Consider the following 22,750-nt stretch of genomic DNA (forward strand, 5'->3'; position numbering starts at 1 on the left):
GCAAGGGAAGCTGGTCGGCTCTCCTACCCTCATCTCAAGCAGATCTCAACGGTTTCGCTTGCGGAAAACATCGGTGTTGCCCGCCTCGAATTCGTCGAGTTTTGGCTTGACCCAGTTGCGGAACTCGTCGGTCATGTCCTCGAACCTGCAGTGATCGATGAAGATGGCATGTCGGAGTGCGAAGTAGGCGCCCTGATCGCCGTCTAGGTTTATCAGAATGCCACCAAACACGAAGGCCGGAGCTTCGAATTTCACGGTCTTCAGGAAGTTGAACAGGGTCTCCACCGTCTCACGGTAAATGACTTCTGCCGCTCGCACGAATCGCCAGGCGTAGGTCGACTTACCCAGGTGTAGTATCTCGTTGGAGTGCTTGAGCATCAGCTGCTCAAGCGACTCTTGCTGATAGTCGTGAGGATCGAAATCCGCCGGTTGTTTCGGGTGGATCCCGCCCGCCACCAGCTTTTGCAGAGCCGCTGCTGCGGCGCCGCAGCAATCCGAAGGCTTCGACTGCCCCGGTCGGAGGACTTTGCCAACCTGCCCGTCATCGGTTATCCCGACGTGTGGGCCGACTACCATTAGCGCCGCCCCTTCCTCGGGGAGGTGATGCGAAAACGCTCCGATGCCTGTCCTGCCGACGAACGGATAGCCGTCGAGGCCCCCGAGGACGAACGGCCCGATCATGTCGTTGTCGGGGAGCTGAACGCTGTTGAGATCGTCGCTGCAGACGCTTGTGAGAAATGCGATCTGATCCTCGCGTAGTTCAAGCTCTTTCTCAGTGTAATCGAGGAGAGCTTCGATGAGTTCGCAGGCTTTAATTGCGCCGGGGTAGTAATCACTGACGAATGAAGTCGCTCGCAGTTGAAACATGAGTTTGCCTCTCTCGGGGTTCGAAGCGGAAACCTGGCCGTCTTTGGCCTCAACGCCTGTTTGTGCGATTCGATCGGCTCAACTCGTCGCCTTCGATGAGTAACAAGTGACGAGCCCTTTCATACACTGACGACTTCCATCCGAAGGACGGTCTCGCCTTCGTCCGGCTTGAGAAAGGGCTCTGCGTCCCGATAGATCTGAACTGGCCATCGGCCGTTCGCATCGCATGGGCCGCCATGCTGAAGACCAGCGAATTCACCAAGGCAAAACTCGAAAGTCTCGGTATCAGCTACCTGTTCCTCGCCAGTCTGCTCGGTAGCAGCCGACCCTTCCACGTCACGAGGGTACAGGGTTTCAAAATCCTCACGCTCGGCGAATTCATGAAGGGGGCGGCCGAAGCAGATGCAAAGCTCTAGGCAGGACTGGCGGGCCGCAATAGAGGGCTCACGCCAGCATAATCTGGCTGGCCCTTTGCATCCGCCCGAACGGCTATACCTTCACCGAGGCCCATCGACTTTGGCACTCCGGGTCGGGGTCGCCTCCAGGTTGTCGTCGTACGGGAGCGTCACGCTCGCCCTCCAGCCGCACGCCGAATCAGTCGGGATCACGGGGTGATACGCCCCGCTTCCGGCACCCCAGACGGGCCGTTCCTGCCATCATCCAGCTCAGGGCTTCCCCGGACCGGGCGGACCATCCGTGGCGATCGGCTTCACGATCTCCCCGTAGGCATCCGGCCTCCGCTGCCGGAGGTTCCGGCTGTTCAGCCGGGCCTTCCGAACCCGTCCCAGATCGATCGTGGCGATGACGTAGCCCTCCTCCGGCTCCTTGCAGACGGCGAGGATCTCGGCGGGCCACTGGCCGATGGTCGTCCCCGACCCGTAGGCCTGGTTCGTGGCGACCATCGCCACTTCGTCCTGGAACATCGCCGACTTGACCAGGAAGTCCTCCACCGTCCCCTTCCGGCCGTTGATCCAGACCAGGATCTCGGCCCCTTTGAGCGACAGGATGCGGGACGACTCCGGGAACCAGCCGTCGTAGCAGGTCAGGATGCCGACCCGGCCGAAGTCCAGGTCGAAGACCGGGAACTCGTCACCCCGCTTCATCTTCCATTCAGGGTCATTCGTCGAGTACCACTCGTCGTCCTTGCCCTGCGGGGGGCTGGACCAGGGCGGCTGGCCCTCGGAATGGTCCACGGCGGCGTGGACCTTGCGGTACTTGCCGGCGATCTCGCCGGAACGGTCGAACAGCAGGGCCGTGTTGGCGAACGACCCGTCCTCGGAGACCTCCCAGCAACCCACGACCACGTAAATCTTCCCCGCCGCCGCCGCCCCGGCGATCCGCTCGGTCTGCGGGCCGGGGACGGAGATCCGGCCCAGCAGATACTCCGGGAAGACGACGAGCTGCGCCCCGTCCCCGGCCGCCTTCTCGACGTATCGGACCACGGCCTCGCTCGGGTCGAATCCCGGCCGTGGCAGGTCGGTCTTGTCGTAGCCTAGCATCTGGACCGCCGCCACCTTCACCTGCGTCGGCTTGGGGGGCTCCCCGCCCCATGCGACGGCGGTGGGCAGCAGCATGAACAGGGATGCGGAGAACAGCGAACTCGACCGAAAGCCCATCTGCGTTCCTCCCTCGCCCCATCGATGAGACACCGAAGGCGCATTCAGATTCTTTGAGGTTCCAACACGGTCCTCTCGCCGGGCGCATCACCGGTGTTCAACGTCCCGACCGGCTCGAAGAGCAGGACATGCACCTCGTGCTGCGCAACGGGGCGATGCTCGATTCCTCGTGGCACGATCGGGAACTCGCCCTCTTCCAGCCACACCCGCCGGTCCCGGAAGTCCATGCGGAAGCGCCCCTGGACGACCAGGAACAGCTCGTCCTCGGCGTCGTGCTCGTGCCGGACGAACTCGCCCTGGAACTTCACGAGCTTGACGTGTCGCCCGTTCGATTCGCCGACGATCCGGGGATTCCAGTGGTTCTGGAACAGTGCCAACTTCTCGCGAAGACTCACCTTCGTCACGGCTCGGCCCTCGTCAGGATCGTCCCCAGTTCATCCAGGTGATCGACAGTTGCAGGACGGTCGCTGTCGAGACCCAGATCAGGTACGGCACCTGGGCGACGGCGACCCAGCGGTAGTGCTTCCAGACGGCGACGATCATCCAGAGGATCGTCGCCCAGACGATCAGGATGTCCACGGAGGCCAGCGGCAGGTTCCGCAGCCCGAACTGGATCGGCGTGAAGATCAGGTTGGCCACGAGGTTGACGGCGAAGGGCGTCGCCACTCGCCGGGGGATCTTCCTCCGAACCGCCTGCACGAACACGAACAGGCACGTGACCAGGATGATCGGGTAGAGGATCTGCCAGACCAGCCCGATGGTCGATGGGCTCGGAGTCCAGGACGGCTTCGCCAGGCCGTCGTACCAGACCATGAAGTTATTCATATCGGCGTTTCCATCGACGATCGATCAAGGACGACCTCCGCCGCCCGGACCCGAGCCCGTCCCGATCCGCTCCGTGCCGACCGCCAGGTCGTCGATCCAGAGCGTCTGGTCGTGCGGCACGCCGTCGTGGAAGTAGGGCAGCATCATGAACTGGTCGAACTTCATGTTCGGAAAGTCGGTCGAGCGGAACACCACGTCGTTGCGCTCGACGACGAGCTTGCCATCGACCCAGCCCCTCGCCTCGCCGTCCGGGTTCGGCTTGTCCCCGGCCGGATCCAGGCTGTTGAGCTTGAACATGGCCTCGACGCAGTGCCACTCGCCGTCGTCGAACAGGACATCCCGGCTGTCGTGGAACGTGCCGTTGTAGCCGCCCCGCAGCGGCCCTTGCGTCAAGCCGTGGGGCGCATCCTCGTTCTGGATGTCCTGGGCCGCCAGCCGCAGCTTGCCGTTCACCGGCTCCACGTAGAGCGTCAGGCGGCTGGCGGCGGGGCCGTAGTACTTGCCGTTCTCGGTCGTCATGAAGTGCAGCAGGTGGGGGCCATACGGCTTGCCCGTCCAGGACCAGTCCGGGGACAGCTTCAGGTGGAACCGCAAGTAGACGACCTCGGTGGGCTCGATCGCATGACGCACCCCTGATGAATCGGAAGGCGTGAGCTTGCCCTTCGGGAAGTGGTACTGGATGGAGCGCCGGCCCACCGCCGCATCCTCGCCGAGCGTGAAGCGGTCGTCGCCGTCGTACCAGCCCCGAGTTTTCAGGTTCGTGTCCTCGAAGCCCTCGCTGAACAGGACGCCCGGACCGGTCGCCTCGTCGTCGGTGAAGATTCGGGCGTGGGCCAGGGCGTCGTGAAAAGTCACGGCGACGGCGAGAGCGATTAGGACGAACCCCGGCGTCGATGCCTGTCGAGTCATGGCGACCTCCCCATGCGGCCGAACTCCGGTCATGTCATCGCCGCCCATTGTCCCGCATTCTCGCCGACGATTCGACGCATCGCCGACCTCGGACCTTGAGATCGGCGAGCCCCGTCTCGATGCCGGGCGGATGCCGCAGCACGAACGAGGTGGAAGCCATGCTTCGGCCGCTCCGGGTCAACCATGGCGGACCCCCAGGGCCTCCTCGACCCATTCGGGGTCGCCCGGCAGCCTCCGCTCGTGCTCGTCGTACAGGAACCGATGCGCACGGCCCCCGAGCCGGTAACGCTCGGCCAGCCTCTCCCGCCAGTCGGAGACCGGGGCGTCGTCGCCGTGCAGGACCAGGATAGACTTCCCCGGCCGGGTGACCCGCCCCCTCGGCAGGCCCGTGTAGCGGTCGATCAGCCGCCGACGGAGCCCGCCCGCATCCCGCCCCCACGTCATCGCCAGGCGATCGAGCACGGCGGGCCAGAGATCGACGTGGCCGACCTCGGCGTCGAACCCCAGGTCGTGACAGGTCACCACCGCCCAGGACATCACACCCCCCGCCGGGCTCGGGAACCAGTAATAACCGCCTATGAGCGGCCTCGGACGTGGATCGGACATCGCACCTCGACCTCAAAGGGGGCCGGGACCGCCCCATGATAACCCACCGCCGGTGTCAGCTCCCGTGTCCACCGGCTATTGATCCCGAGCCCCCTCGACCCCCACCCCCTCGATCGCATTGACCCCGACGGGCCTGACCCACGGGTCCAGGCCGTCCCCCTTGGTCGTTAATATCCGCACGCCACCTCCCCTGGGCGCTCATTGGTCCGCCGACACCGCCGGTCCGGTCGTTGATAACCAACCCCGACCGGAGGCGAGACATGGCCAGCCAGCAGCAGCTCCGTCAGTCCATCACCGAGCAGATCGTCGCCGCCCTGGAGTCCGGCAGCACGCCGCCATGGCGACGGCCGTGGAAGGTCGGCCCCAACGCCGGCTCCCCCGCCAACGTCGTCAGCCGCAAGCCGTACCGGGGCATCAACCCCATCCTCTTGGATCTTGCGGCGGCCCGCCACAACCTGACCTCGAAGTGGTGGGCGACCTTCAATCAGTGGAAGCATATGGGTGGCAGGGTCATGCCCCGCCCGTCACACGTGCCCTCGGGCCGCTGGGGAACGACGATCGTCTTCTGGTCGCCCATCAACAGGGCCGTGACCAACGACCGGGGCCAGGACGAAGAGGACCGATTCTTCGTCATGCGGTCCTACACCGTCTTCAACGTCGATCAGGTCGAGGGCGATCACCTCGACCACCTCCGGGCCGGGCAAGGAGAGGACGACACCGCCGGTGAGGTCGTCATCGAATACGAACCCGCCGTGGCGGCCATCGCCGCCACCGGCATCGCCGTCCGCCACGGCGGGACGAGGGCGTTCTATTCGCCGAGTGAAGATTTCGTCCAGGTGCCGCCGAAAGCGTCGTTCACCGAGCCGGACGAGTATTACGAGACGATCTTCCACGAGCTGGTCCACGCCACGGAGCATCCGAACCGGCTGAATTGGAGCCGCAAGGAGAAGGACAACACCTACGCCCTCGGGGAGTTGGTCGCCGAGATCGGGGCCTGCTACCTGGCCCGTGAGCTGGGGGTGCCGGCCAGCGGGAATCTCGACAATCACGTCGCCTACCTCGCCAACTGGCTACGGGCGATGAAGGATGACCCCCGCTTCATCTTCACGGCGTCGGCGCAAGCCTCAAAGGCCGCCGACTACCTCCTCGCCTTCAGCCGCCCCCAGGTCGCCGAAGAGATGGAAGCCTCGGTTCTTGCCGGATGACGGACCTGACGGGCGGCGGGACGAACGTCGCCCATCGACACCGCCGGGCGGGGTGTGACCACCACACCCCACCCGACGGAGATGACCATGACGATGCTCGGCGAGATGACCCTCGAAGAGGCCGCACGTGAGGCGGCGGGCGACTGGAAGCGATTCGGCCGCTTCGTTTGGGACCGCAGCCACGACCTCGACGCCCCCGATTCTTGGGCGATCGTCTACACGCATAACCGGGACGGCGGGCTGCTCGACCTGAGCAACGCCGACGCCATCGCCGAGGCCATGGAGCCCTTCACCGACGGCGACGACCCCGACGTGGTGATGGAGAGCCATTCGCACTGGGGGGGTCGGTCACGTGGACGGCTTCTCCGTCCGGGTCTCACGGGGCGGCGAGGTCACCGACGCCTTCCGCACCTACCACGACCTCGCCGAGCGGCTCGCCCACTACCCCATCCTCGACGAGTGCGACTACGGCGAGCGGGAGTACGTGGCGACGGTCGAGAACATCGCCGATTCCGCCTGGCGGCTGAAGGGCCGGTACGACCTGCCCAACGGCTGGGAGGGCGACGTGTACTCGTGGCTCTCGGAGCACCGCCGGCGGGCCGTGGAGGACCGGGACGACCAGGGCGGCTACCCGGAGGAGGACGACCTCCGGGCCGCCTTCGAGGCCCTCGGCTACGAGCGGGTCGAAGGCTGACGAGGATCGACACCGGCGGAGGGGGCAAGGAAGCCCCCGCCATGCCGATCTACCTGACGGGCTACATCGACGAGTACACCGACCGCTGGAAGCACTACAACGGGGACATGCTGCCGCTCGGCCTGATCGTCCAGCCGAAGACCCACCGGGAGGGCTACCTCCGCCGGGCCGGGCTCTACACCTGGGCGGCGATCGACAACGGGAGGTTCACCGAGGCCGGACGCCGCCTCTTCCGGCCCGACGAATACGACCACATGATCGGCGAGGGCCTGGAGCGTGCCGGCGACCACCTGCTCTTCGCCACCGCCCCCGACGAGCCGTTCGACTGGGCCGAGACCCTGCGGCTCTCCCGCCCGTGGCTGCGACGGATTCGCCGCATGGGCTGCCCGGCGGCCCTCTGCGCTCAGGAAGGGATGACGCCTGGGAGCATCCCCTGGGACGAGTTCGATTGTCTCTTCGTCGGCGGGCGGGACGCCTTCAAGGAGGGGCCGATCGTCCGTGATGCCTGCCGGGAGGCGAGGCGGCGGGGCAAGTGGGTCCACACGGGCCGGGTCAACTCCTTGCGACGGATGCGGATCGCCCTGGATTTCGGCGTGGACGGCGTGGACGGGACGTACCTGCTCCACGAGGCCCGGAAGGGGCGTGCCGGGGAAGCCCCGCACGATGTCGTCGGTTGGCTGCGACGACTCCACGCCGAGCGGCGGAGGATTCTGCGACTGGACCTGGGGACGCTCGGCGTGGAGGGCGAGCGGGTCGAGGCCCTCTTGGAGCAGCTCCGATGACACCTCCGGGGGCGGAGCGGAGGACATAAACCCTGGGGGAGCCAGTGATCGACGAGACGCCCGAGGAATGGGTCGAACGCCTGTTCGAGTTCGAGTTCTGCCCGGAGTGCGGGGGCGATGCGGAGGACCACGAGGTCTGCCTGGTTCCTGGCATCGGCGACTACTTCGCCCGCTGCCTGCCGGGGCGGGAGTCGCCGGACCACGGCGGACACGCCGCTCCTCTCAAGGGGCCTGCCGACATGGGAATCGACACCGCCGGAATGGGCATGACCAACCCTCACCCCGGTGGAGAACGCCCGATGAAGATCACGGCCTCGTGCAAGCTCGGCGACCACGACATCAAGGACATCCCCGTGCTGAACCCCGGCGGCTGGTTCGGCAAAGCCTGGCTCCTCGAAATCGGCGGCAGCTACACGCCGTTGTTCCTGGTCGTCGAGGCCGACACGATCTCCGACGCCATCAACGAGTTGAGCGACGACCCGACATTCGGGCCGCAGATCCACGTGCCGGACGAAGACCTCGGCGACTATCCCGAGGACGATCGCCGGTACGACGGCAGCGGCAGGGTGATCGACCTGGACTGGGTGGCGATCCATGGGCGGGAGGGCTCGGACCTGCCGTACTCGGTCGAGTACCACGTGGGGGACGAGCCCGTGGCCTTCGACCCCCGACGCTTCGCCGCCTGGCAGTTCAACTGACTCCAGGCGAGGACGCATAGCGACACCACCGGGGGGGCGTTGACCGACAACGTCCCCTTCGGAGGCCCGCCATGAGCGACCTGATCGACCGCATCCGTGAGGTCCGCAACTCCGTCCGACCCCGCCCGACCTTTACGTTGGAGATGGGCCGGGGTGAGACCTACCGCCACTCCAAACCCGTGCTCTACGCCCACTCGATCTACGGGCGAGGCTCGGTCCTCTCCGGGCGGCCCCGGCGGCTGTTCGTCGAAGAATGGGAGACCTGGGACGAGGCCCGAGCCGCCCTGGCCGAGGTCCGCAAGGCCGACCGCTGCTTCCGCTTCGACGACCTCGGCGAGGGCGGCTCCACGCACGTCCCGTCCGCCGTCCCGACCCGCCACCTGCCCGACGACGAGGGCTGACACCACCGGAGGGCTCGCCGGGGCCGCACGTCCCGGCGAGCCGATGTCGCCGTGCAAAAGTTGGAACCCATCGAGGCCATGCCATGAGCGAATCCCGCATCGATCCCGCCCGCAGGACCACGACCCGACGCCCCCGAGCCAGGGAGCGGAGACGCCGACGCCGCAGGAGGTCGAGGCGCTGACGACCGACACCGAAGGGCATGATGAAGACATCACCCGATACACGAGAGGATCATCGAGATGGCGTTCACCGCCGAGACCGGCGACCACAAGGTCACCCGCAGCGACATCTTCCTGGTCGATCCCAGGGCGTTGGTCGTGGACTGGACGAAGAACCTCAGCCGCAACGGCGAGGAGCCGCCCGTCGACGAGGCCCTGATCGAGCTGGCCCGAGACATGGCTCCGAAAAAAGGGCGGAGCGATTCCGAGGAGGGCTCCTCGGGGCAGCTCAATCCGATCCTCGTCCGCCCCCTGCCCGACCGCCGCCTGGAGGTCGTCGGAGGATTCCGACGCATGCGGGCGGCCTTGTGGCTGATCGAAAGCGGGGAGTGCCCCGACTTCCGAGTGAAGTACATCGTCTCCCGGCTGTCGGACGCCGAGGCGGCTTTGGTCAACCTGTCGGAGAACCTCCAACGGGAAGATCCTCGCCCGGTCCAGCTGGCCCATGCGATCCGCAGCCTGACCGAAGACTACGGCTTGACCATGAAGCAGGTCGCCGGGCGGCTCAAGCGGTCCGAGGCGTGGTGCAGAAACCTCGTGAACCTCGTCGTGCTGCCCACGGCGATCCAGGAGAGCGTGGCCGCCGGGCGGACGCCCGTCTCGGCCGCCTTGGAGCTGACGAAGCTGCCCGGCGACCAGCGGATCAAGGTCTTCGAGACGCTCGCCGGGGGCGGCGGGAAGATCACCGCCGCCGGGGTCAAGGCGAAGCGTCGAGAGGCCCACGAGGCGACCGGCGACGGCGGCCCGGTGCCCCGCACCCTGAAGCGCTTCCGGGTGTTCCTGGAGGGCAAGACCGGCCCCGCCGATCCGGGCCGCCGACTCGCCGCCGGCCTGCTCGACTATCTGGCGGGGACGATCTCGGAGGAAGCGATGGAGAAGACCTGGGACCGGGCGTTCGACCCCGCCGGGTCTCGCAACGTGGGCTGACACCGCCGGTCCTCCCGTCGAGACCACCAACCCTTCGACGGGAGGACCGCCATGAAGACCCACGCCCTGCCACCGACTCCGACCAGCCTCACCTTTCTTCAAGACCTCGACGACATCCTGGGCGGGACGACGTTCGGGACGCCCGTCGAACGAGGCCGTCGCACTGCATTTCGCCCCACGGCCGCCCGCCCCTGCGACGGCTGCGGCGATCCCGCCCCCGCCGTGGACCTCTGGGCCGAGCACCCCGAAACGGGCGAGCAGCTCTGGCTCTGCCTCGCCTGCGGCGACTGACGCACACCGCCCCGCCCCGAGTCGGTCGCTCCGCCGGCTCGGGGCAACACCAACGGACGGGCCGTCGGCGAAACCAACTCACGAACGGAGAGTAGACATGACGCAGACGACCACGGCGGCGAAGTTCCACCCCGGCAGGATCGTCGCCACGCCCGGAGCCCTGGAGGCGATCCGGGCCAGCGGCCAGAGCCCCGAGACCTTCCTCGCCGCCCATCTGGACGGCTACTGGGGCGGCGACCTCTGCGACGAGGACAGGCTACTCAACGACGAGGCGTTGAGCGACGGCTCCCGCATCCTCTCCGCCTACCGGACGCTCCGGGGCGAGCGGCTCTGGGCGATCACCGAGGCCGTCGGCGACGACGGGCGGCGGGCTTCCACCTGCCTGCTGCTGCCCGAGGAATACTGACGACCCGTCCCATTTTCGTACTCGATCGAGGACCGACCATGGGTTTGACGGCACGAGAGCGGATTGCAGCGGGCGATCAGGCCACGGCCTTGCTTTTCCTCCTTCTGATCATGTTCCTGATGTTCGTCGGCTGCTGACGAGGCGGCGATGGCGGGGCCGTCGGGACGACCCGGCGGCCCCGTCGACACCGGCGTGCCGGTCGTGGAGGAGGTGGGGTCCACCCGACAGGTCGTCGGAGGAAGAAGACGGAGTGGAGTCGACGGCTGACACCGGGGGAGGTCGTGTTGCAAAACGTTCCGGCCATCAATTCCAAGGGAAAAGTGCAAAAGTCGGTCCCCCACCCCCGGCGGGTGGAGCAATACCGATGGGGTGTTTCATTATTTGTGCGAATCAACTCGACGATCTATCCCCGTACGCTCGAAACCCTTCCCTCAAAGTCGGAGTCCCGGAATACGCCGCCGACCGAAAAACGCCCATGGCGAGTGTTCGAGGCCATGAAGCTCGTCCGGGCCGTCGGCATACGTGTCTCCGCTCCTCGGGTGGGGGACGCCGCCATCACCGTCAGGCGGCCAGGAGCCGGATCGACTGCTCGAAGTCGGGGATCAGGCGGGTCAATTCTTCTGGGGAGAGACGCCAGGGCTTGACCTCGGCGGCCTTTACCGGCCTGATCTTCCGGTCGTCAGCGACAAAATTGAGTGACTGGATAGCGTGCCGGAGGGGGTCGCGGACGATGAAAGGCCGGGAGAAGGATATCGTCATGCTGGCATAATCTTTCATCTTGACTCCTTCGTCGAACGGCCCCGAACCTGGGGGGGGAGATTGAACTGTTCCTACTAAGGGTGCTCTCTCGCTTCCTCCCCTTACCCCCACGTCGATCGCCCCCGTTCCGCCCTTCGCCTCCTGCCGCTCAGCCTTCCTGCATCCTTCCCATCTGCTCCGATCCAGCATCTCCAGCAAGACGGGGCCGGCCTTCCACTTGCACGCCCGCCCTTTCCGCTTCTTCCCAGCCTCGTCGAATCTGGGGACGACGAAGGTGCTGTCCTGCCAATCGATCAGGCCCAGGTCGGACAGATAATCCCTTGTTTTCTTGAACCGATGGCAGTCGAAGGCGCGTTGGAGATCACTCGCCTGGTACAACCCCGTCCACAGGACCTTGAACCTTTTCACCGGGAGCGTGCCGTCCGCATTCATCCGGTCCGTGAAGAATTTCAGGAGGAGCAGGAAGGCGGCCACGTCCTCGGCGGTGACGACCGACCTGCCCGAGGTCTTCAATACGTGCGACTCCATCAGGGCGGCGGCGACCTTTCGGTAGTGGCCGTCCTCGGCGACTTGGGCGAGTTCGTCCTCGCTGATCAGTTTCCCGCCGATCGACCCCACTGCTTTCGACCTCGACTGCTGGGACTGGACCTTGGCGGTGATCTTCTCGACGGACGCCACGGCTGGCGTCAGCGAGCGGAGTGTGGTGGTCAGCTTCCTGATCCCGAACTCGTTCAGGACCGTCGTCCGCTTCCACTCGTCGAAGCGATCGACTTGACGGGGGATCTTCGCCAGGAGGCCCGCCGTGTAGTTCGAGATCCCGCCGTCGCCCCAGGTGATGACCGGCGGGAGGCCCTTGATCTCGCACATCTCGATGTCGAAGCCCTGGGCGAGCAGGTGGTCGTTCACGCTGCGTTCCAGGGCTTTGAGGCGTCTCTTGACGGGCTCAGCTTCGAGGTCGAACTTGTCGAGGATGAAGTAGCCGTGGCGGCCCCGTCCGTTGGTGCTGGGCTCGTGGTATAGGCCGGGGAAGAAGTTCACCTTGAGGTACTCGGCCGCCGAGGCAGCCCCCCGCTGCGAACCCGAGGCGTGGCAGTCGATGTCGATGTTGACGAGGGCGTAACGGCACTTCGTCGAGCCGTTGGAGGTGTAGTAGTAGGTCTTCCTGCCGCCCCAGTGGTCGTCCAGCTTCGGGTTCGACAGGCGCTCGATGCGATACCAGTCGCCGTTTCGGAAAGCCTCCACGATCTCGTCGTTGGTGTTGCAGTGGACCGGTTTGGTCACCGGCTCCATGCGGGGGCCGACGGTTCGGACCTTCACCCCGAAGTCGATGGGGGAGATCTGGCACCGCAGCCACGCCGTCGGCCTCGATTTGTTTCGCAGCGACTTCAGATCGACGGATTTCCGGCGCTTTCGACGTTCCTCGGCCTTGTTTCCGATTTCGGTTGCGTAGATATGAGTGGACAATTTGGATTCCTTCCGGGCCGGGGCGGTTCAGCAGATCGCCCCGGCCCCTCCTATTCTTCCCGCTGCCCGTAGGCCGCCATCAGCTCCCTCAGTACCTCTGATACGGACTTGTACCGATCCCGGCAACGCCGCTCGAAAGCGTCGAAGAGGGAGGGCTGCAAGACGAAGACGACCTGCTTGGTGAGCCGCTCGGCGTCGGAGTTCGATGTGCGTGCCATACATGTATTATAGTGCTATCAATCAGAATTCCAACGAACTGTCTCTTCTTCTCGCCAGATTCCCCGCATGAAAGCCTCGCCGCTACGCCTGGCCCGGCACCGGGCGGCTCATGAACTCCACTTTCAGCTCGAAACTCTCCCTGGTCTCTATAGGTCTCGGTGGTGTCCTGAAACCGAAACCGGCAGACTACCGAACCCTCGATCCGTCATTCATGGTTATTGCGTGCGGTATTGTATTATGCAATAATTCCCCCCGTCGCCACCGGCGATGAGACGATGCTGCTCCACCCACAACGAAGCGGGCGATAACAAGGAGGTCGAGATGCTCAACGAAGAGTGGGCCGTCATCCGACGGGATGCGGTCGAGATGTTCAATTCCCCCGTGGTGGAAGGGTTCAGGCGGAATTGCGTAAGGTACTTCGAGGGTGCCCTGGAGGGGAAGGGACCGTTCCGCCGCAGGCCGAACACATCGCTGAGGCTCATCTGCGATACGCCGGTCCCCACCAAACTGGTCGCCTACCCGTGCGGCACTGTCCGTCACGGCGAGTTCGTCCCACAGGTGGAAAAGCTCCATTGCGAGCTGTTGCAGGAGCGAACCAAGGTCGTTGACGGCATACAGGCGAGGAAGTTCACCAGGCGGTTGACCTTCACCCTCAAACCGGAGTGCGACTCGCTCGGCACCATCTACCCCAGCGCCATCGAGGACGCCCGAACCGCTCTCGGGGTGATGGCCGACTTCATCTCGGACGCCCGAGCCGTCTTCGCCCGGTCGCACGACTACTGCTGTTGCTGCGGTAAGGGTCTGAGGGACGAGTCGTCCAGGGCACGTGGGGTCGGCCCGGAGTGCGTGCGAGTCCTCAACTGGCTGGCTTTCGAGAAGACCGAGGGGAACGCCTTGGTGAACGCCGTCTGAGCCCGAACGAGTCGTCGGGGCCGCCCCCTGCGGCCCCGCCGCTCGTCTTACGAACCCCTCCCATGGTCTCCCGGTCGTCTATCACCCCGATACAACGTCACGGCTTTCGGTCTGAAGCGGCTGCATCCGTTCGACGGCCGCAATTAAGGCCGCATCCACGTCGCCCTCGTCGCCTGTGGCATGTGACGGACCGGCGACTTCGTGCGGCCTAGGTTCTGTCTGACGGCTCGCAAGGCGTTACGATAGCGGCTTCCCCGAGGAGGCCGCGATGACGCGACGCTACGAGCTGAAGGACGAGGAGTTCGCCCTGATCGCCGACCTGCTCCCTCCGGTCGGGAGGCCGGGCGGGCGGTGGAACGACCACCGCACGACGCTCGACGGCGTCCTCTGGATCCTCCATACGGGCGCCCAGTGGCGGGAGCTGCCGGAGCGATACGGAAAGTGGAAGAGCGTCTACGACCGATTCAACCGCTGGGCCCGCGACGGCACGATCGACCGCATCCTGGAGCGGCTGCATCTCGAGCTGGACGCCTCGGGGCGGATCGACTTCGACCTCTGGTGCATCGACGGGACGTCCATCCGGGCCGGCCGCGCGGCCGCCGGGGCCGGGGGGGAAAAGGGGGACGGCCGAGCCGGCCGACCACGCCCTCGGCCGCTCGCGCGGCGGCTTCGGGACGAAGCTGCACCTGGTCGTCGACTCCGGCGGCGTCCCGCTGTCGGCCGTCGTCACCGCGGGCCGGGCCCACGAGTCGAGGTCCCTGGAGCCGGCGCTCGAGGCGGTGCGGATCAAGCGGCCCGGCCGGGGCCGGCCGCGACGCCGGCCCCGCCGCCTGGCCGGCGACAAGGGGTATAGCTACAGACGCATCCGCCGCTACCTGCGACGGCGAGGGATCAAGGCGGTGATCCCGACCCGCAAGGACCAGCGGCGAAGCCCGACGTTCGACGCCGAGGCCTACCGCCGCCGCAACATCGTCGAGAGGTGCATCCTCTGGATGAAGGAGAACCGGCGGCTGGCGACGCGGTTCGAGAAGCTGGCGGTCAACTTCCTGGCCATGGTCAAGCTGGCCATGATCCGCCGTTGCTTTCGGCTCATCGAGCCGTCAGACAGAACCTAGTGGTCTACCGCAGTAGATTCTGTGGGTAGAGTCGGGAGAGTTTTCGTCGCGCGTCGGCGACGCGAAGGCCCCACACCAGCTTGACTCCGAGCCGATTCCGTTCCGCCTCCCATGCACCGACCTCTCTTGCCGCGGACTCCTTGTCCGACAGCCGGCGGGCGAGGCATTGCCGGCTCAAGACGCTCAACTCGCACTCCGCCATGTTCAGCCAGCTGGCGTGCTTCGGCGTGAAGTGGAAATCCAGACGACGGGCCAGCCGCCACGCCTCGTCCGGCGGGTAGGTGGCGAACAGCGACCCGAACGCGTGCGTGTTCAGGTTGTCCAGCACCACCCTGATCACCTCCGCCTCCGGATACATCTCGTCGCAGAGATGTTTCATCTGGGCGGCGAAGTCCGGGATCGTCCGCCGATCCGTCACCGTGACGCGCCGACGGCCGGCCAGGGGCTCGACGATCACGAACAGGTTGGCCGTGCCGTGCCGCGTGTACTCGTAGTCCTGCTTCGCCGGCGACCCGGGCGCCGGCGGGATCGGCTCGGCGACGTCGCCCCGCAGCTCCTTGCTCGCCTCGTCGAAGCAGACCACCGGGCGGGCCTCGTCGTACGGCTCGGCGTACAATTCCAGCACGTCCTCCATGCGGTGGATGAACTCGCCGTCTACGCCCTTGGGGAGGCACCACGACTTCTTCTGCCACGGCTTGAGGTCGCTTTTTTGAGGACCCGGAGGACGGTGTCCTCCGAGACGCTCTCGACCACCTGGAGTTCGACCAGGCGGTCGGCGATCATCCGGGCGGTCCAGACGGCCCGGCCCTCGGGGACCGGGCTGCACGCCGTGGCGACGACGATCGCCTCGGCCTTGCCGTCGAGGACCGGCCTGGCGCCGGGGCGGGGCTTGTCGCGGAGGGCGGCCTCGAAGCCGCCGGCGGCGTACCGGCGGCGGACGTTGGCCACCGTGCCGATCGAGACGCCGACCTCGTCGGCGATCTCCTCGTCGGTGTCGCCGGCGTCGGCTCGGAGCAGGATCCGAGCTCGGTATCGCTGGCGACGGGTCAGCGAGCCCGCCTCCCACTGCTCCAGGGCGGCTCGTTCGTCATCCGTCAGCTCTACGACGTGTCGCTTCGCCATGTCACTCCTCCTAGCAAGCCAGGATAGCGAAAAGGCTGCCAAGATTCACTGCGTTCGACCACTAGTCCGGCGAGCCGCAAAGGGGTCACGCCGAACCTCTTCGGACGCTCCGACGACTCGACGTTCCGGCTTGAATTGTGGAGGTGACGGCGGTCACCCGTCCCCCCGCCTGGGCGATCGACCGGCGGATTATGCGGCCCATCGAAAAGCGAGCCGATCGGACGAAGTTCCGTGGCACGCCGGCCGACGAGAGCGTCCGGCAGGCTCGCAGCGGCGTCCTGGCCGAGTCGAGAGACGACGGGTCACGCCACCTGCGAATCCCCCGGCGGCGAGCCGTGAATCGTCTCGGCAGGTCGAGGTATCGACGACTTCGTTCCGCTCACCATACTGCGACGCCGGCCGCACGGTTATCCTGGCGGAGGCCGATACCGGCCGGGGCGGACGCACCCGGACGCCCCCCGCAGTCGGCCCCGACGAATTCGACGAAGCCCAAACGGAGGGGATGATGCACGCCGTTAGGACGACCACGTTCGATGTCACGGATGTCGTGCGAGCGACCCGGCCCCTCGCCGAGGTCCCCTACAAGAAGGCCGTCGAGGCGTTGCTCACGAAGGGCCGACCCGATTGGGAAGACGACTGGGAGGACGACGAGGACGAATTCCCCGACGATCGTCCCGACCCGGGTCCGCCCCGCCCGGTGGAAGCCTGCTCCAGGTACGGCGGACGCCTGCTGGACAAGGTGGCGTTCCACCCGCTCGTCGCCGCCGCCCACCACGCCTTCATGGGCCACCGCCCGCTGCGACTGTCCCCGGACATGATCTGGCTGGCGATCTGCCAGGGTGCGGCGGACCACATCAACGCCCACGCAGAGGAGCTGCGGCCCCGACTGGTCCGGCGTCCGGGCCGGGCGACGATCTCCATGCGGAGGGACGACTTCCTCAAGGGCTCGCCCGAGAACCCATGGCCCGAGGTCTTCGCCGAGTTCTCGGATCAGATCCGCTCGCAGATCGGGCCGTCGATCGAGCGGTTCGTGCCCGACTTCTCGACCACCGGCCCGGCGGAGAAGGCGGCCTCGGAAATCGTGCTGCTGGAGGCGTTGCAGTCCTACTTCGCCTACGAACTGCACAGCTTCTGCGGCATCCCGGCGGTCACGCTGGAGGGCACGCCCGAGGACTGGGAGGCCGTCGCCGAGCGGGCCGGGGCGTTCGCCGACCTCGGCCTGGGGTGGTGGCTCGACCCGCTGGGGCCGGTGCTCGACCAGTTCGCCCGTGCGGCCCGAGGCGAGGTGGACCGGCCGTTCTGGCGGTCGCTCTACAAGCTGCACGACGAAAGCGGCGGCCCGAAGATCACCGGCTGGCTCCTGGCCCTTTTCCCCTATCTGAAGGACCGGGAGACGGGACGGGCCACGGTTCGGAACCCATGGCTGGCCGAGGAGGCGCAACGCATCGAGTTCGACGTGCTCGGAGAGGAGGACGAGGTGGCAGCCGAGCCGCAATACCTGCCGGACGGACCGACGATGGAGGAATTCCCCGGCGGGCTGTCGTCGGCCCCCCTACGCTGGGAGTGCCGGGATCGGGCGTTCGCCATGGAGTTCCTGGGTGGCTTCGTCGGCGTGGCCCAGGACGACGAGACCCTCTCCCTCCGCCCGGAGATCGGCTGGGCGGTCCGGGAGGCGTCCGAGACGGACCGCCCCGGATGACGGCATGGTTCCGCACGGGATCGCCGCCGTGACGGACCGCCGAGCGGCGAAGCCGCCCTGAGCGAAGCCCTCACCTCCGGCTTGGAGGGGCGACGTTTGATCCGACTTTCCGGCGTTCCGCCGATTCGAAACGTTCCGAGGGCGGCGGCCGCCCTCGGAGGACCCGAGGATCGAGCATGGTCCCGATCGTCTACTCCCCCCTCTACAACTTCACGGCGTTCGGCCTGGAGCGGCTCCACCCCTTCGACGGCCGCAAGTACCGCCGCATCCACGAGGCCCTCGTCGCCCGTGGCCTGCGGCGTCCCGGGGACTGCGTGCGGCCCCGCCCGATCACTCGGGCCGACCTCCTGAAGGTCCATGCCGAGGACTACCTGCGGTCGCTCCGGCGGCCCGACGTGCTGAGCGGCATCCTGGAGGTGCCGGTCGTCCGTCGGCTCCCCGCCTGGGCGATCGACTGGCGGATCTTGCGGCCGATGCGATACGCCACGGGCGGGGCGCTCCTGGCGTGCCGTCTGGCCCTGGAGCACGGGATCGCCGTCAACCTCGGCGGCGGCTTCCACCATGCCGCCTCGGACCGGGGCGGCGGGTTCTGCGTCTACGCCGACGTGCCCCTGGCCGTGAAAATCCTCCACGACGAGGGGAAGGTCGGTCGGGTGCTGGTCGTGGACCTGGACGCCCACCAGGGCGACGGCACCGCCGCCGTGTTCCAGGGCTGGGACTGGGCCTCGATCTACGACCTGTACGAGCGGGACATCTTCCCGTTCCCGAGGCAGTCGGAGGACTACCCCGTGCCGGTCGACGCCGGCCTGGCGGGCTCCGAATACTTATGGATCATCCGGGAGTCCCTGCCCGCCGTCCTCGACGAGGTCCGGCCGGATCTGGTCGTCTACAACGCCGGATCGGACCCGTAAGAGGGCGATCCGTTGGCCCACTACCGCCTGACGGGGGGTGACCTGGCCGAGCGTGACCTGCTGGTCGCCACGGAGGTCCGGGAGCGGGGCGTCCCGCTGGCGATGGTCCTCTCGGGCGGCTACTCGTCCGAGTCGTGGAAGATCCACGCCGACGCCATCGAGGGCATCCTGACGAGGTTCGACCGGCGTTGAGGGGGGCCTCATCTCCCGAAGAGGCCCTCCGTCCGCATTCCGAAGGAGAGATCTGGGGGCAGGGCTCGAACCTGCGTCCAGTCGGTCCAGACTCGACCGCTCTACCATCGAGCTACCCCGGACGTGGCTTCACGACCCCAGCGGGACCGGTGGCGTCTTCCCCGAAAAGCATCCCAGTCTGCGGAGAACCAGGGCAAGCCCCGGAGTCCCCAACTCGATCCCGTTGGGCCAGTTCGGGCGTCGGGCGGAAGGCGTGGACCGTGCGGCCGGGCTTCGGGCTGCTAAGTCGTTCAGCGCCGGGTTCACCCCGTGCCGGCGACATACCTCCTCGGTCAGACCCCTGGGGCGGTCCGAATCGCCCCGGATGATCCGACGGAGAATGAACCTGAGACTTCCTGAAAGCGGGCGTAAGTGAACTGCTGGACGTTCCCCTCCGGGGTGCGGTGCTCCTCGGGGCGGGCCTCCATCAGCCGGAACCCCTCGCCGAACTCACGAGCCAGGCCCTCCGGCCCGTACCGGACGACCGGCAGGCCGCTGCACCGGCTCGGCCCCGCCGGTCCGAAGGTGGCGATGATTACGTGGCCCCCCGGCTTCAGTGCCCGCCGCACGACCTCGACGTAAGCCCGCCGGTCGGCGGCGGCGGTCAGGAAGTGGAAGACCGCCCGGTCGTGCCACAGGTCGTAGGCCCACCACGGCAGCCCGGCCTGCGTCACATCGCCCTCGACCCAGGTCACGCCCCCCGCCCGTGCGCCGAGGCGGGCCTTCGCAAAGGCCAGGGCCTCCCCCGAAACATCCAGGACCGTGAGATCCCTGTACCCGCCGTGCACGAGGTCGTCCACGAGCGTCGAGGCACCGCCGCCCACGTCGATGATCCGGGCGTCAGGGGCGACCTCGGTGCGGGCGATCAGGTCGAGCGAGGTGCGGAGTTGAGGCTCGTACCAACTGACCCCGGTCGGGCCTTTCGCCTCATAGACCCGATCCCAGTGCGCTTTCGTGCCCATGACTTGCCCTCCGGTCCGGGGAGGCCGGTGCCGACCCTCACAGACGCCCTCGCAGCATGCCGTGCCAGTACAACGCCGGCAGGCCGTACTTCTTCAGCAGGTACATGCTCCTCCGCTCCCTCGACTGGTCGAACGGGAACGTCTCGGCAGGCGCTTTGTCGTAGTCGAACTCGGCGAGCACCAGCCTGCCATGGCCCGTGACCAGGGGGCAGGAGGTGTAGCCGTCGTAGCGGGCCACGGGCGGCTCGCCCCGCATCGCCGAGACCAGGTTCCCGACCACCACGGGGGCCTGCTTGCGGACCGCCGCCCCGGTCTTCGAGGTGGGCAGGTTGCTGGCGTCCCCCAGCCCGAAGACGTTGGGGTAGCGGGCATGTCTCAAGGTGTGCTTGTCCACGTCCACCCAGCCGGAGTCGTCGGCCAGGGGGCTGCGCTTGATGAAGTCCGGGGCGCTCATCGGCGGGGTGACGTGGATCATGTCGTAGGCGAGCACCACCTCATCGCCCGATCCGGTCCGGCGGAAGACGGCCTCCTTCGCCTCGGGCCGCACGGCGATCAGGTCGTGCCCGAACAGCGTCTCGATCCCACGGCGGGCGATCACGCCCTCCAGGGTCCGGGCGTACCGCTCGACGGCGAAGATCGAACCGACGGCCGAGGCGAAGGCGACCTTCGAGCCGCCCCGGACGCCCGCCTTGCGGAAGTGGTCGTCGGCCAGGTACATGATCTTCTGGGGCGCACCGCCGCACTTGACCGGGGTGCTCGGGTTCGTGAACAGCGCCGTGCCGCCCCGGAAGCTGCGGATGCACTCCCAGGTGTAGTCCACGGTGCGGTAGTCGTAGTTGCTGCAAACGCCGTGGGAGCCGACGCCCTCCTTGAGACCCTCGACCTTGCTCCAGTCGAGCTGGATGCCCGGTGCGACGACCAGGAAATCGTAGCCGATCTCCCGGCCGTCACGGGTCAGGACGAGGTTCTCGTCCGGGCGGAACTCGGTTACGGCGTCCCGGACCCAGGTGACCCCCTTGGGGATGAAGTCGGCCTCCTCCCGCTCGCTGGCTCGCTTGGGGAAGACGCCGCCCCCGACCAGGGTCCAGAGGGGCTGGTAGTAGTGCTTGGCCGAAGGCTCGATGACGGCGATGTCGGGCCGCTTGAGCTTGCGGACCAGGCGGGCGGCGACCGTGATGCCCGCCGTGCCGCCTCCGACGATGACGATCCCGTGGTGCGAATCTCCGGCCATGATCTCCGACTCCCTCCGACTCAATGCCTTACATTACGGGGGCCTGATTCGTCATTCGTTCCCAGCCCTGGACTGACGGTCGGGCGGGAGGACCTGCGAGCGGACGACCGGCGGCAGGTCCTCGGCGACGACACGCTCGCCCGCCGGGGCCGTCAGGGGCGAGTGGTCCGCCAGGTATCGCCGCACCGCCTCGTGGGCGTCGAGGTCCAGGACTCGGGCGTCCTTGACGTGCGGGATGCGGCAGAGCTTGTCCGGCTCGTCCCCCTCCCGCTCGCAGGCGACCAGCGTGTACTCCCGGTCGTCCTCCAGGGGCTCGCCCCCGACCCGGATCTCCCGGACCCGGTGCCCTTCCGGGGCGTGGGCGGTGAACCGCAGGGTCATGCCCGAGGGCCGGGGCACCCAGCCGCCGAACAGCTTCGCCGGGTCCGAGGCGAAGACGTGCTCCAGTTCCCGCTCCCAGAACGCCCGGAGTTGCGCCCCCGTGACCTTGCCGACCTTCAACCTCGTGGTGATCGGATACCAGTCCCAGAGGTCGGCCTCTCGGATCGGCCCCGGAGCCGTCGGCGGCGAGAACCGGAAGCCGTTGGAGAGGCCGATCTCCGTCCCGGCCGCCTCCCTCAAGGCGTCCGAGAGCGCGTCGTCGAGGCTCGTCTCCACGACGTTGTAGCGCATCAGCGTGGCCTTCGTCTCGCCGATGATGGCGTCGAGCCTGGGCCTCATCGGGGCCAGCGTCTCGTCCACGACCCGCTTGACCTGCGGGTCTTCGGCGAAGCGGTCGGCCCGCAACTCGATCAGTTCCCAACTGCGATCGATGAGCTTGCCGTCCCTGAACGTGAAGTCCAGCCGCCCCAGGAACGAGCCGAAGCTGCCCGGCTCGACCACCCAGGTCTCGCCCCGGACGATCGGCTCGTAGGTCCGCTCGTGCGTGTCGCCCGAGAGGAGGAAATCGACCCCCTTGAGCGTCTCGGCCAGGCGGATCGACTTGGGCAGGCCGACGTGGGTCAGCAGCACGACGACATCGACCTTCTCCCGCCGGCGAAGCTCGTCGATCAAGGGCTGAATCACATCGGGCTTTTCGAAAGTCAGCCCCTTGCTGTAGCTCGGCGGCTGGCGCTCGGGCACGTCGGGGTCGGTGAAGCCGATCACGCCGATACGGACGCCGCCGACCTCCTTGACGAGGTAGGGCGGGAAGACGAGCTTCTTCGTCCCCGCATCCCGGATGTTGGCGGCGATCATCGGGTGGCGGAACTCCCCGGCCCGTTCCTCCAGCGCCTCGGCCCCGTAGACGACCTCCCAGTTGCCGGGGACGCCCAGGTCGAGATTCAGGGCGTTGACCGGGGCGACGACCGCCTTCCCCTCGGTCCAGGCGGCCGCCGCCGAGCCCTGGATCGTGTCCCCGGCGTCCATGAACAGGACCCGGCCCGGCCGCTCCTTGCGGATCGCCTCGACCGCCGTGGCGATCCGGGCCACCCCGCCGGCCGTGGCCGTCTCGTCCTTGCCGCCGTGCCAGAAGAACTCGGCGTGCGGCCGGAGTTGGGCGTGCAGGCCGGCGATGTAGACCAGGGAAATCGACACGGGCTCGCCCTCCCCTGCGAGGGTCGTCGGTGCGGCGAATCCCGTCGCCAGCAGCAGGCCGACGGACGCCTTGATCATGGTCATGGTTCGTGCGGACATCCGTC

Annotated in this window: 25 protein-coding genes, 1 tRNA gene and 1 pseudogene; 14 read left to right on the plus strand and 13 right to left on the minus strand. The window is 67.2% G+C overall.

Annotated elements, in window-relative coordinates; genetic code table 11:
• Nucleotides 1-45: 45 nt before the first annotated feature.
• Nucleotides 46-867 (minus strand): hypothetical protein, encoded by an 822-nt coding sequence (locus VT85_RS22030; RefSeq protein ID WP_068420066.1) that lies wholly within the window; start codon nucleotides 865-867, stop codon nucleotides 46-48.
• A 236-nt stretch (nucleotides 868-1,103) separates the two neighbouring features.
• Here VT85_RS22030 and VT85_RS22035 point away from each other — a divergent pair, with 236 nt between their 5' ends.
• A complete protein-coding gene (locus VT85_RS22035; RefSeq protein WP_068420067.1) occupies nucleotides 1,104-1,283 on the plus strand; it encodes a hypothetical protein in 180 nt (59 codons plus the stop codon).
• 249 nt (nucleotides 1,284-1,532) lie between these two features.
• Here the strand turns inward: VT85_RS22035 and VT85_RS22040 are convergent, their stop codons facing one another.
• The 5 genes from VT85_RS22040 to VT85_RS22060 form a co-directional block, all read right to left on the minus strand.
• Nucleotides 1,533-2,483: a carbon-nitrogen hydrolase family protein gene (locus VT85_RS22040; RefSeq protein WP_068420069.1), complete on the minus strand. Its 951-nt coding sequence runs from the start codon at nucleotides 2,481-2,483 to the stop codon at nucleotides 1,533-1,535.
• A 44-nt stretch (nucleotides 2,484-2,527) separates the two neighbouring features.
• Nucleotides 2,528-2,887, minus strand: a complete 360-nt coding sequence (locus tag VT85_RS22045; RefSeq protein ID WP_068420071.1) for a cupin domain-containing protein — start codon at nucleotides 2,885-2,887, stop codon at nucleotides 2,528-2,530.
• Between the two features lie 13 nt (nucleotides 2,888-2,900).
• Nucleotides 2,901-3,308, minus strand: coding sequence for a TspO/MBR family protein (locus VT85_RS22050; RefSeq protein ID WP_068420073.1), 408 nt, complete (start codon nucleotides 3,306-3,308; stop codon nucleotides 2,901-2,903).
• Between the two features lie 24 nt (nucleotides 3,309-3,332).
• Nucleotides 3,333-4,217, minus strand: coding sequence for a hypothetical protein (locus tag VT85_RS22055; RefSeq protein WP_156513018.1), 885 nt, complete (start codon nucleotides 4,215-4,217; stop codon nucleotides 3,333-3,335).
• 177 nt (nucleotides 4,218-4,394) lie between these two features.
• Nucleotides 4,395-4,823, minus strand: coding sequence for a hypothetical protein (locus VT85_RS22060; RefSeq protein WP_156513019.1), 429 nt, complete (start codon nucleotides 4,821-4,823; stop codon nucleotides 4,395-4,397).
• Nucleotides 4,824-5,083: 260 nt separating this feature from the next.
• On the opposite strand from VT85_RS22060, the gene VT85_RS22065 reads away from it, so the two are divergent.
• The 8 genes from VT85_RS22065 to VT85_RS22100 all read left to right on the plus strand — a co-directional run bounded on the left by VT85_RS22065 (nucleotide 5,084) and on the right by VT85_RS22100 (nucleotide 10,446).
• On the plus strand, nucleotides 5,084-6,028 hold the full coding sequence (locus tag VT85_RS22065; RefSeq protein WP_068420080.1) for an ArdC family protein: 945 nt from the start codon (nucleotides 5,084-5,086) through the stop codon (nucleotides 6,026-6,028).
• Nucleotides 6,029-6,380: 352 nt separating this feature from the next.
• The gene (locus VT85_RS29375) at nucleotides 6,381-6,722 is read left to right on the plus strand and encodes a hypothetical protein (RefSeq protein ID WP_231871425.1); all 342 of its coding nucleotides are present in this window, start codon (nucleotides 6,381-6,383) and stop codon (nucleotides 6,720-6,722) included.
• Nucleotides 6,723-6,763: 41 nt separating this feature from the next.
• The gene (locus tag VT85_RS22075; protein WP_068420082.1) at nucleotides 6,764-7,504 is read left to right on the plus strand and encodes a hypothetical protein; all 741 of its coding nucleotides are present in this window, start codon (nucleotides 6,764-6,766) and stop codon (nucleotides 7,502-7,504) included.
• A gap of 44 nt (nucleotides 7,505-7,548) precedes the next feature.
• Nucleotides 7,549-8,202 carry a hypothetical protein gene (locus VT85_RS22080; RefSeq protein ID WP_068420084.1) on the plus strand — a complete coding sequence of 218 codons (654 nt, stop codon included), beginning with the start codon at nucleotides 7,549-7,551 and terminating at the stop codon, nucleotides 8,200-8,202.
• A gap of 71 nt (nucleotides 8,203-8,273) precedes the next feature.
• The gene (locus VT85_RS22085; RefSeq protein ID WP_068420086.1) at nucleotides 8,274-8,603 is read left to right on the plus strand and encodes a hypothetical protein; all 330 of its coding nucleotides are present in this window, start codon (nucleotides 8,274-8,276) and stop codon (nucleotides 8,601-8,603) included.
• A 240-nt stretch (nucleotides 8,604-8,843) separates the two neighbouring features.
• The gene (locus VT85_RS22090; RefSeq protein ID WP_068420088.1) at nucleotides 8,844-9,749 is read left to right on the plus strand and encodes a ParB/RepB/Spo0J family partition protein; all 906 of its coding nucleotides are present in this window, start codon (nucleotides 8,844-8,846) and stop codon (nucleotides 9,747-9,749) included.
• 51 nt (nucleotides 9,750-9,800) lie between these two features.
• On the plus strand, nucleotides 9,801-10,040 hold the full coding sequence (locus VT85_RS22095) for a hypothetical protein (protein ID WP_068420090.1): 240 nt from the start codon (nucleotides 9,801-9,803) through the stop codon (nucleotides 10,038-10,040).
• A gap of 97 nt (nucleotides 10,041-10,137) precedes the next feature.
• Nucleotides 10,138-10,446 carry a hypothetical protein gene (locus tag VT85_RS22100; protein ID WP_068420092.1) on the plus strand — a complete coding sequence of 103 codons (309 nt, stop codon included), beginning with the start codon at nucleotides 10,138-10,140 and terminating at the stop codon, nucleotides 10,444-10,446.
• A 561-nt stretch (nucleotides 10,447-11,007) separates the two neighbouring features.
• Here VT85_RS22100 and VT85_RS22105 read toward each other — a convergent pair.
• The gene (locus tag VT85_RS22105) at nucleotides 11,008-12,522 is read right to left on the minus strand and encodes a hypothetical protein (RefSeq protein ID WP_156513020.1); all 1,515 of its coding nucleotides are present in this window, start codon (nucleotides 12,520-12,522) and stop codon (nucleotides 11,008-11,010) included.
• A gap of 197 nt (nucleotides 12,523-12,719) precedes the next feature.
• Nucleotides 12,720-12,887 (minus strand): hypothetical protein, encoded by a 168-nt coding sequence (locus VT85_RS27910; protein ID WP_156513021.1) that lies wholly within the window; start codon nucleotides 12,885-12,887, stop codon nucleotides 12,720-12,722.
• A 322-nt stretch (nucleotides 12,888-13,209) separates the two neighbouring features.
• Here VT85_RS27910 and VT85_RS22110 point away from each other — a divergent pair, with 322 nt between their 5' ends.
• Nucleotides 13,210-13,800 carry a DUF6011 domain-containing protein gene (locus VT85_RS22110; protein ID WP_068420097.1) on the plus strand — a complete coding sequence of 197 codons (591 nt, stop codon included), beginning with the start codon at nucleotides 13,210-13,212 and terminating at the stop codon, nucleotides 13,798-13,800.
• 268 nt (nucleotides 13,801-14,068) lie between these two features.
• Nucleotides 14,069-14,915, plus strand: a protein-coding gene (locus tag VT85_RS27005; protein ID WP_231871424.1) for an IS5 family transposase whose coding sequence is annotated in 2 segments (ribosomal slippage) — nucleotides 14,069-14,407 and nucleotides 14,409-14,915 — 846 coding nt in all. Because the reading frame shifts where the segments join, the coding sequence is not laid out codon by codon here.
• Nucleotides 14,916-14,919: 4 nt separating this feature from the next.
• Here VT85_RS27005 and VT85_RS27010 read toward each other — a convergent pair.
• Nucleotides 14,920-16,037, minus strand: a pseudogene (locus VT85_RS27010) (IS630 family transposase).
• Between the two features lie 547 nt (nucleotides 16,038-16,584).
• Here VT85_RS27010 and VT85_RS22135 point away from each other — a divergent pair.
• The 3 genes from VT85_RS22135 (at nucleotide 16,585) to VT85_RS22145 (ending at nucleotide 18,839) form a co-directional block, all read left to right on the plus strand.
• A complete protein-coding gene (locus VT85_RS22135; RefSeq protein ID WP_197490932.1) occupies nucleotides 16,585-17,736 on the plus strand; it encodes a DUF4419 domain-containing protein in 1,152 nt (383 codons plus the stop codon).
• Nucleotides 17,737-17,912: 176 nt separating this feature from the next.
• Nucleotides 17,913-18,647 carry a histone deacetylase gene (locus tag VT85_RS22140; RefSeq protein WP_068420101.1) on the plus strand — a complete coding sequence of 245 codons (735 nt, stop codon included), beginning with the start codon at nucleotides 17,913-17,915 and terminating at the stop codon, nucleotides 18,645-18,647.
• 12 nt (nucleotides 18,648-18,659) lie between these two features.
• Entirely contained in the window at nucleotides 18,660-18,839 is a 180-nt protein-coding gene (locus tag VT85_RS22145) for a hypothetical protein (RefSeq protein ID WP_068420103.1), read from the plus strand.
• Between the two features lie 50 nt (nucleotides 18,840-18,889).
• Here the strand turns inward: VT85_RS22145 and VT85_RS22150 are convergent.
• The 4 genes from VT85_RS22150 to VT85_RS22165 all read right to left on the minus strand — a co-directional run bounded on the left by VT85_RS22150 (nucleotide 18,890) and on the right by VT85_RS22165 (nucleotide 22,745).
• Nucleotides 18,890-18,961, minus strand: a tRNA-Gln gene (locus tag VT85_RS22150).
• A gap of 210 nt (nucleotides 18,962-19,171) precedes the next feature.
• A complete protein-coding gene (locus VT85_RS22155; protein WP_068420105.1) occupies nucleotides 19,172-19,840 on the minus strand; it encodes a class I SAM-dependent methyltransferase in 669 nt (222 codons plus the stop codon).
• A gap of 37 nt (nucleotides 19,841-19,877) precedes the next feature.
• Complete coding sequence (locus VT85_RS22160) at nucleotides 19,878-21,071, minus strand: FAD/NAD(P)-binding oxidoreductase (protein ID WP_068422481.1); 1,194 nt, start codon at nucleotides 21,069-21,071, stop codon at nucleotides 19,878-19,880.
• Nucleotides 21,072-21,122: 51 nt separating this feature from the next.
• Nucleotides 21,123-22,745, minus strand: coding sequence for a bifunctional metallophosphatase/5'-nucleotidase (locus VT85_RS22165; protein ID WP_156513023.1), 1,623 nt, complete (start codon nucleotides 22,743-22,745; stop codon nucleotides 21,123-21,125).
• Nucleotides 22,746-22,750 lie beyond the last annotated feature (5 nt).

Origin of the sequence: Planctomyces sp. SH-PL62, from assembly GCF_001610895.1 — a bacterium.
Lineage (GTDB): Bacteria > Planctomycetota > Planctomycetia > Isosphaerales > Isosphaeraceae > Paludisphaera.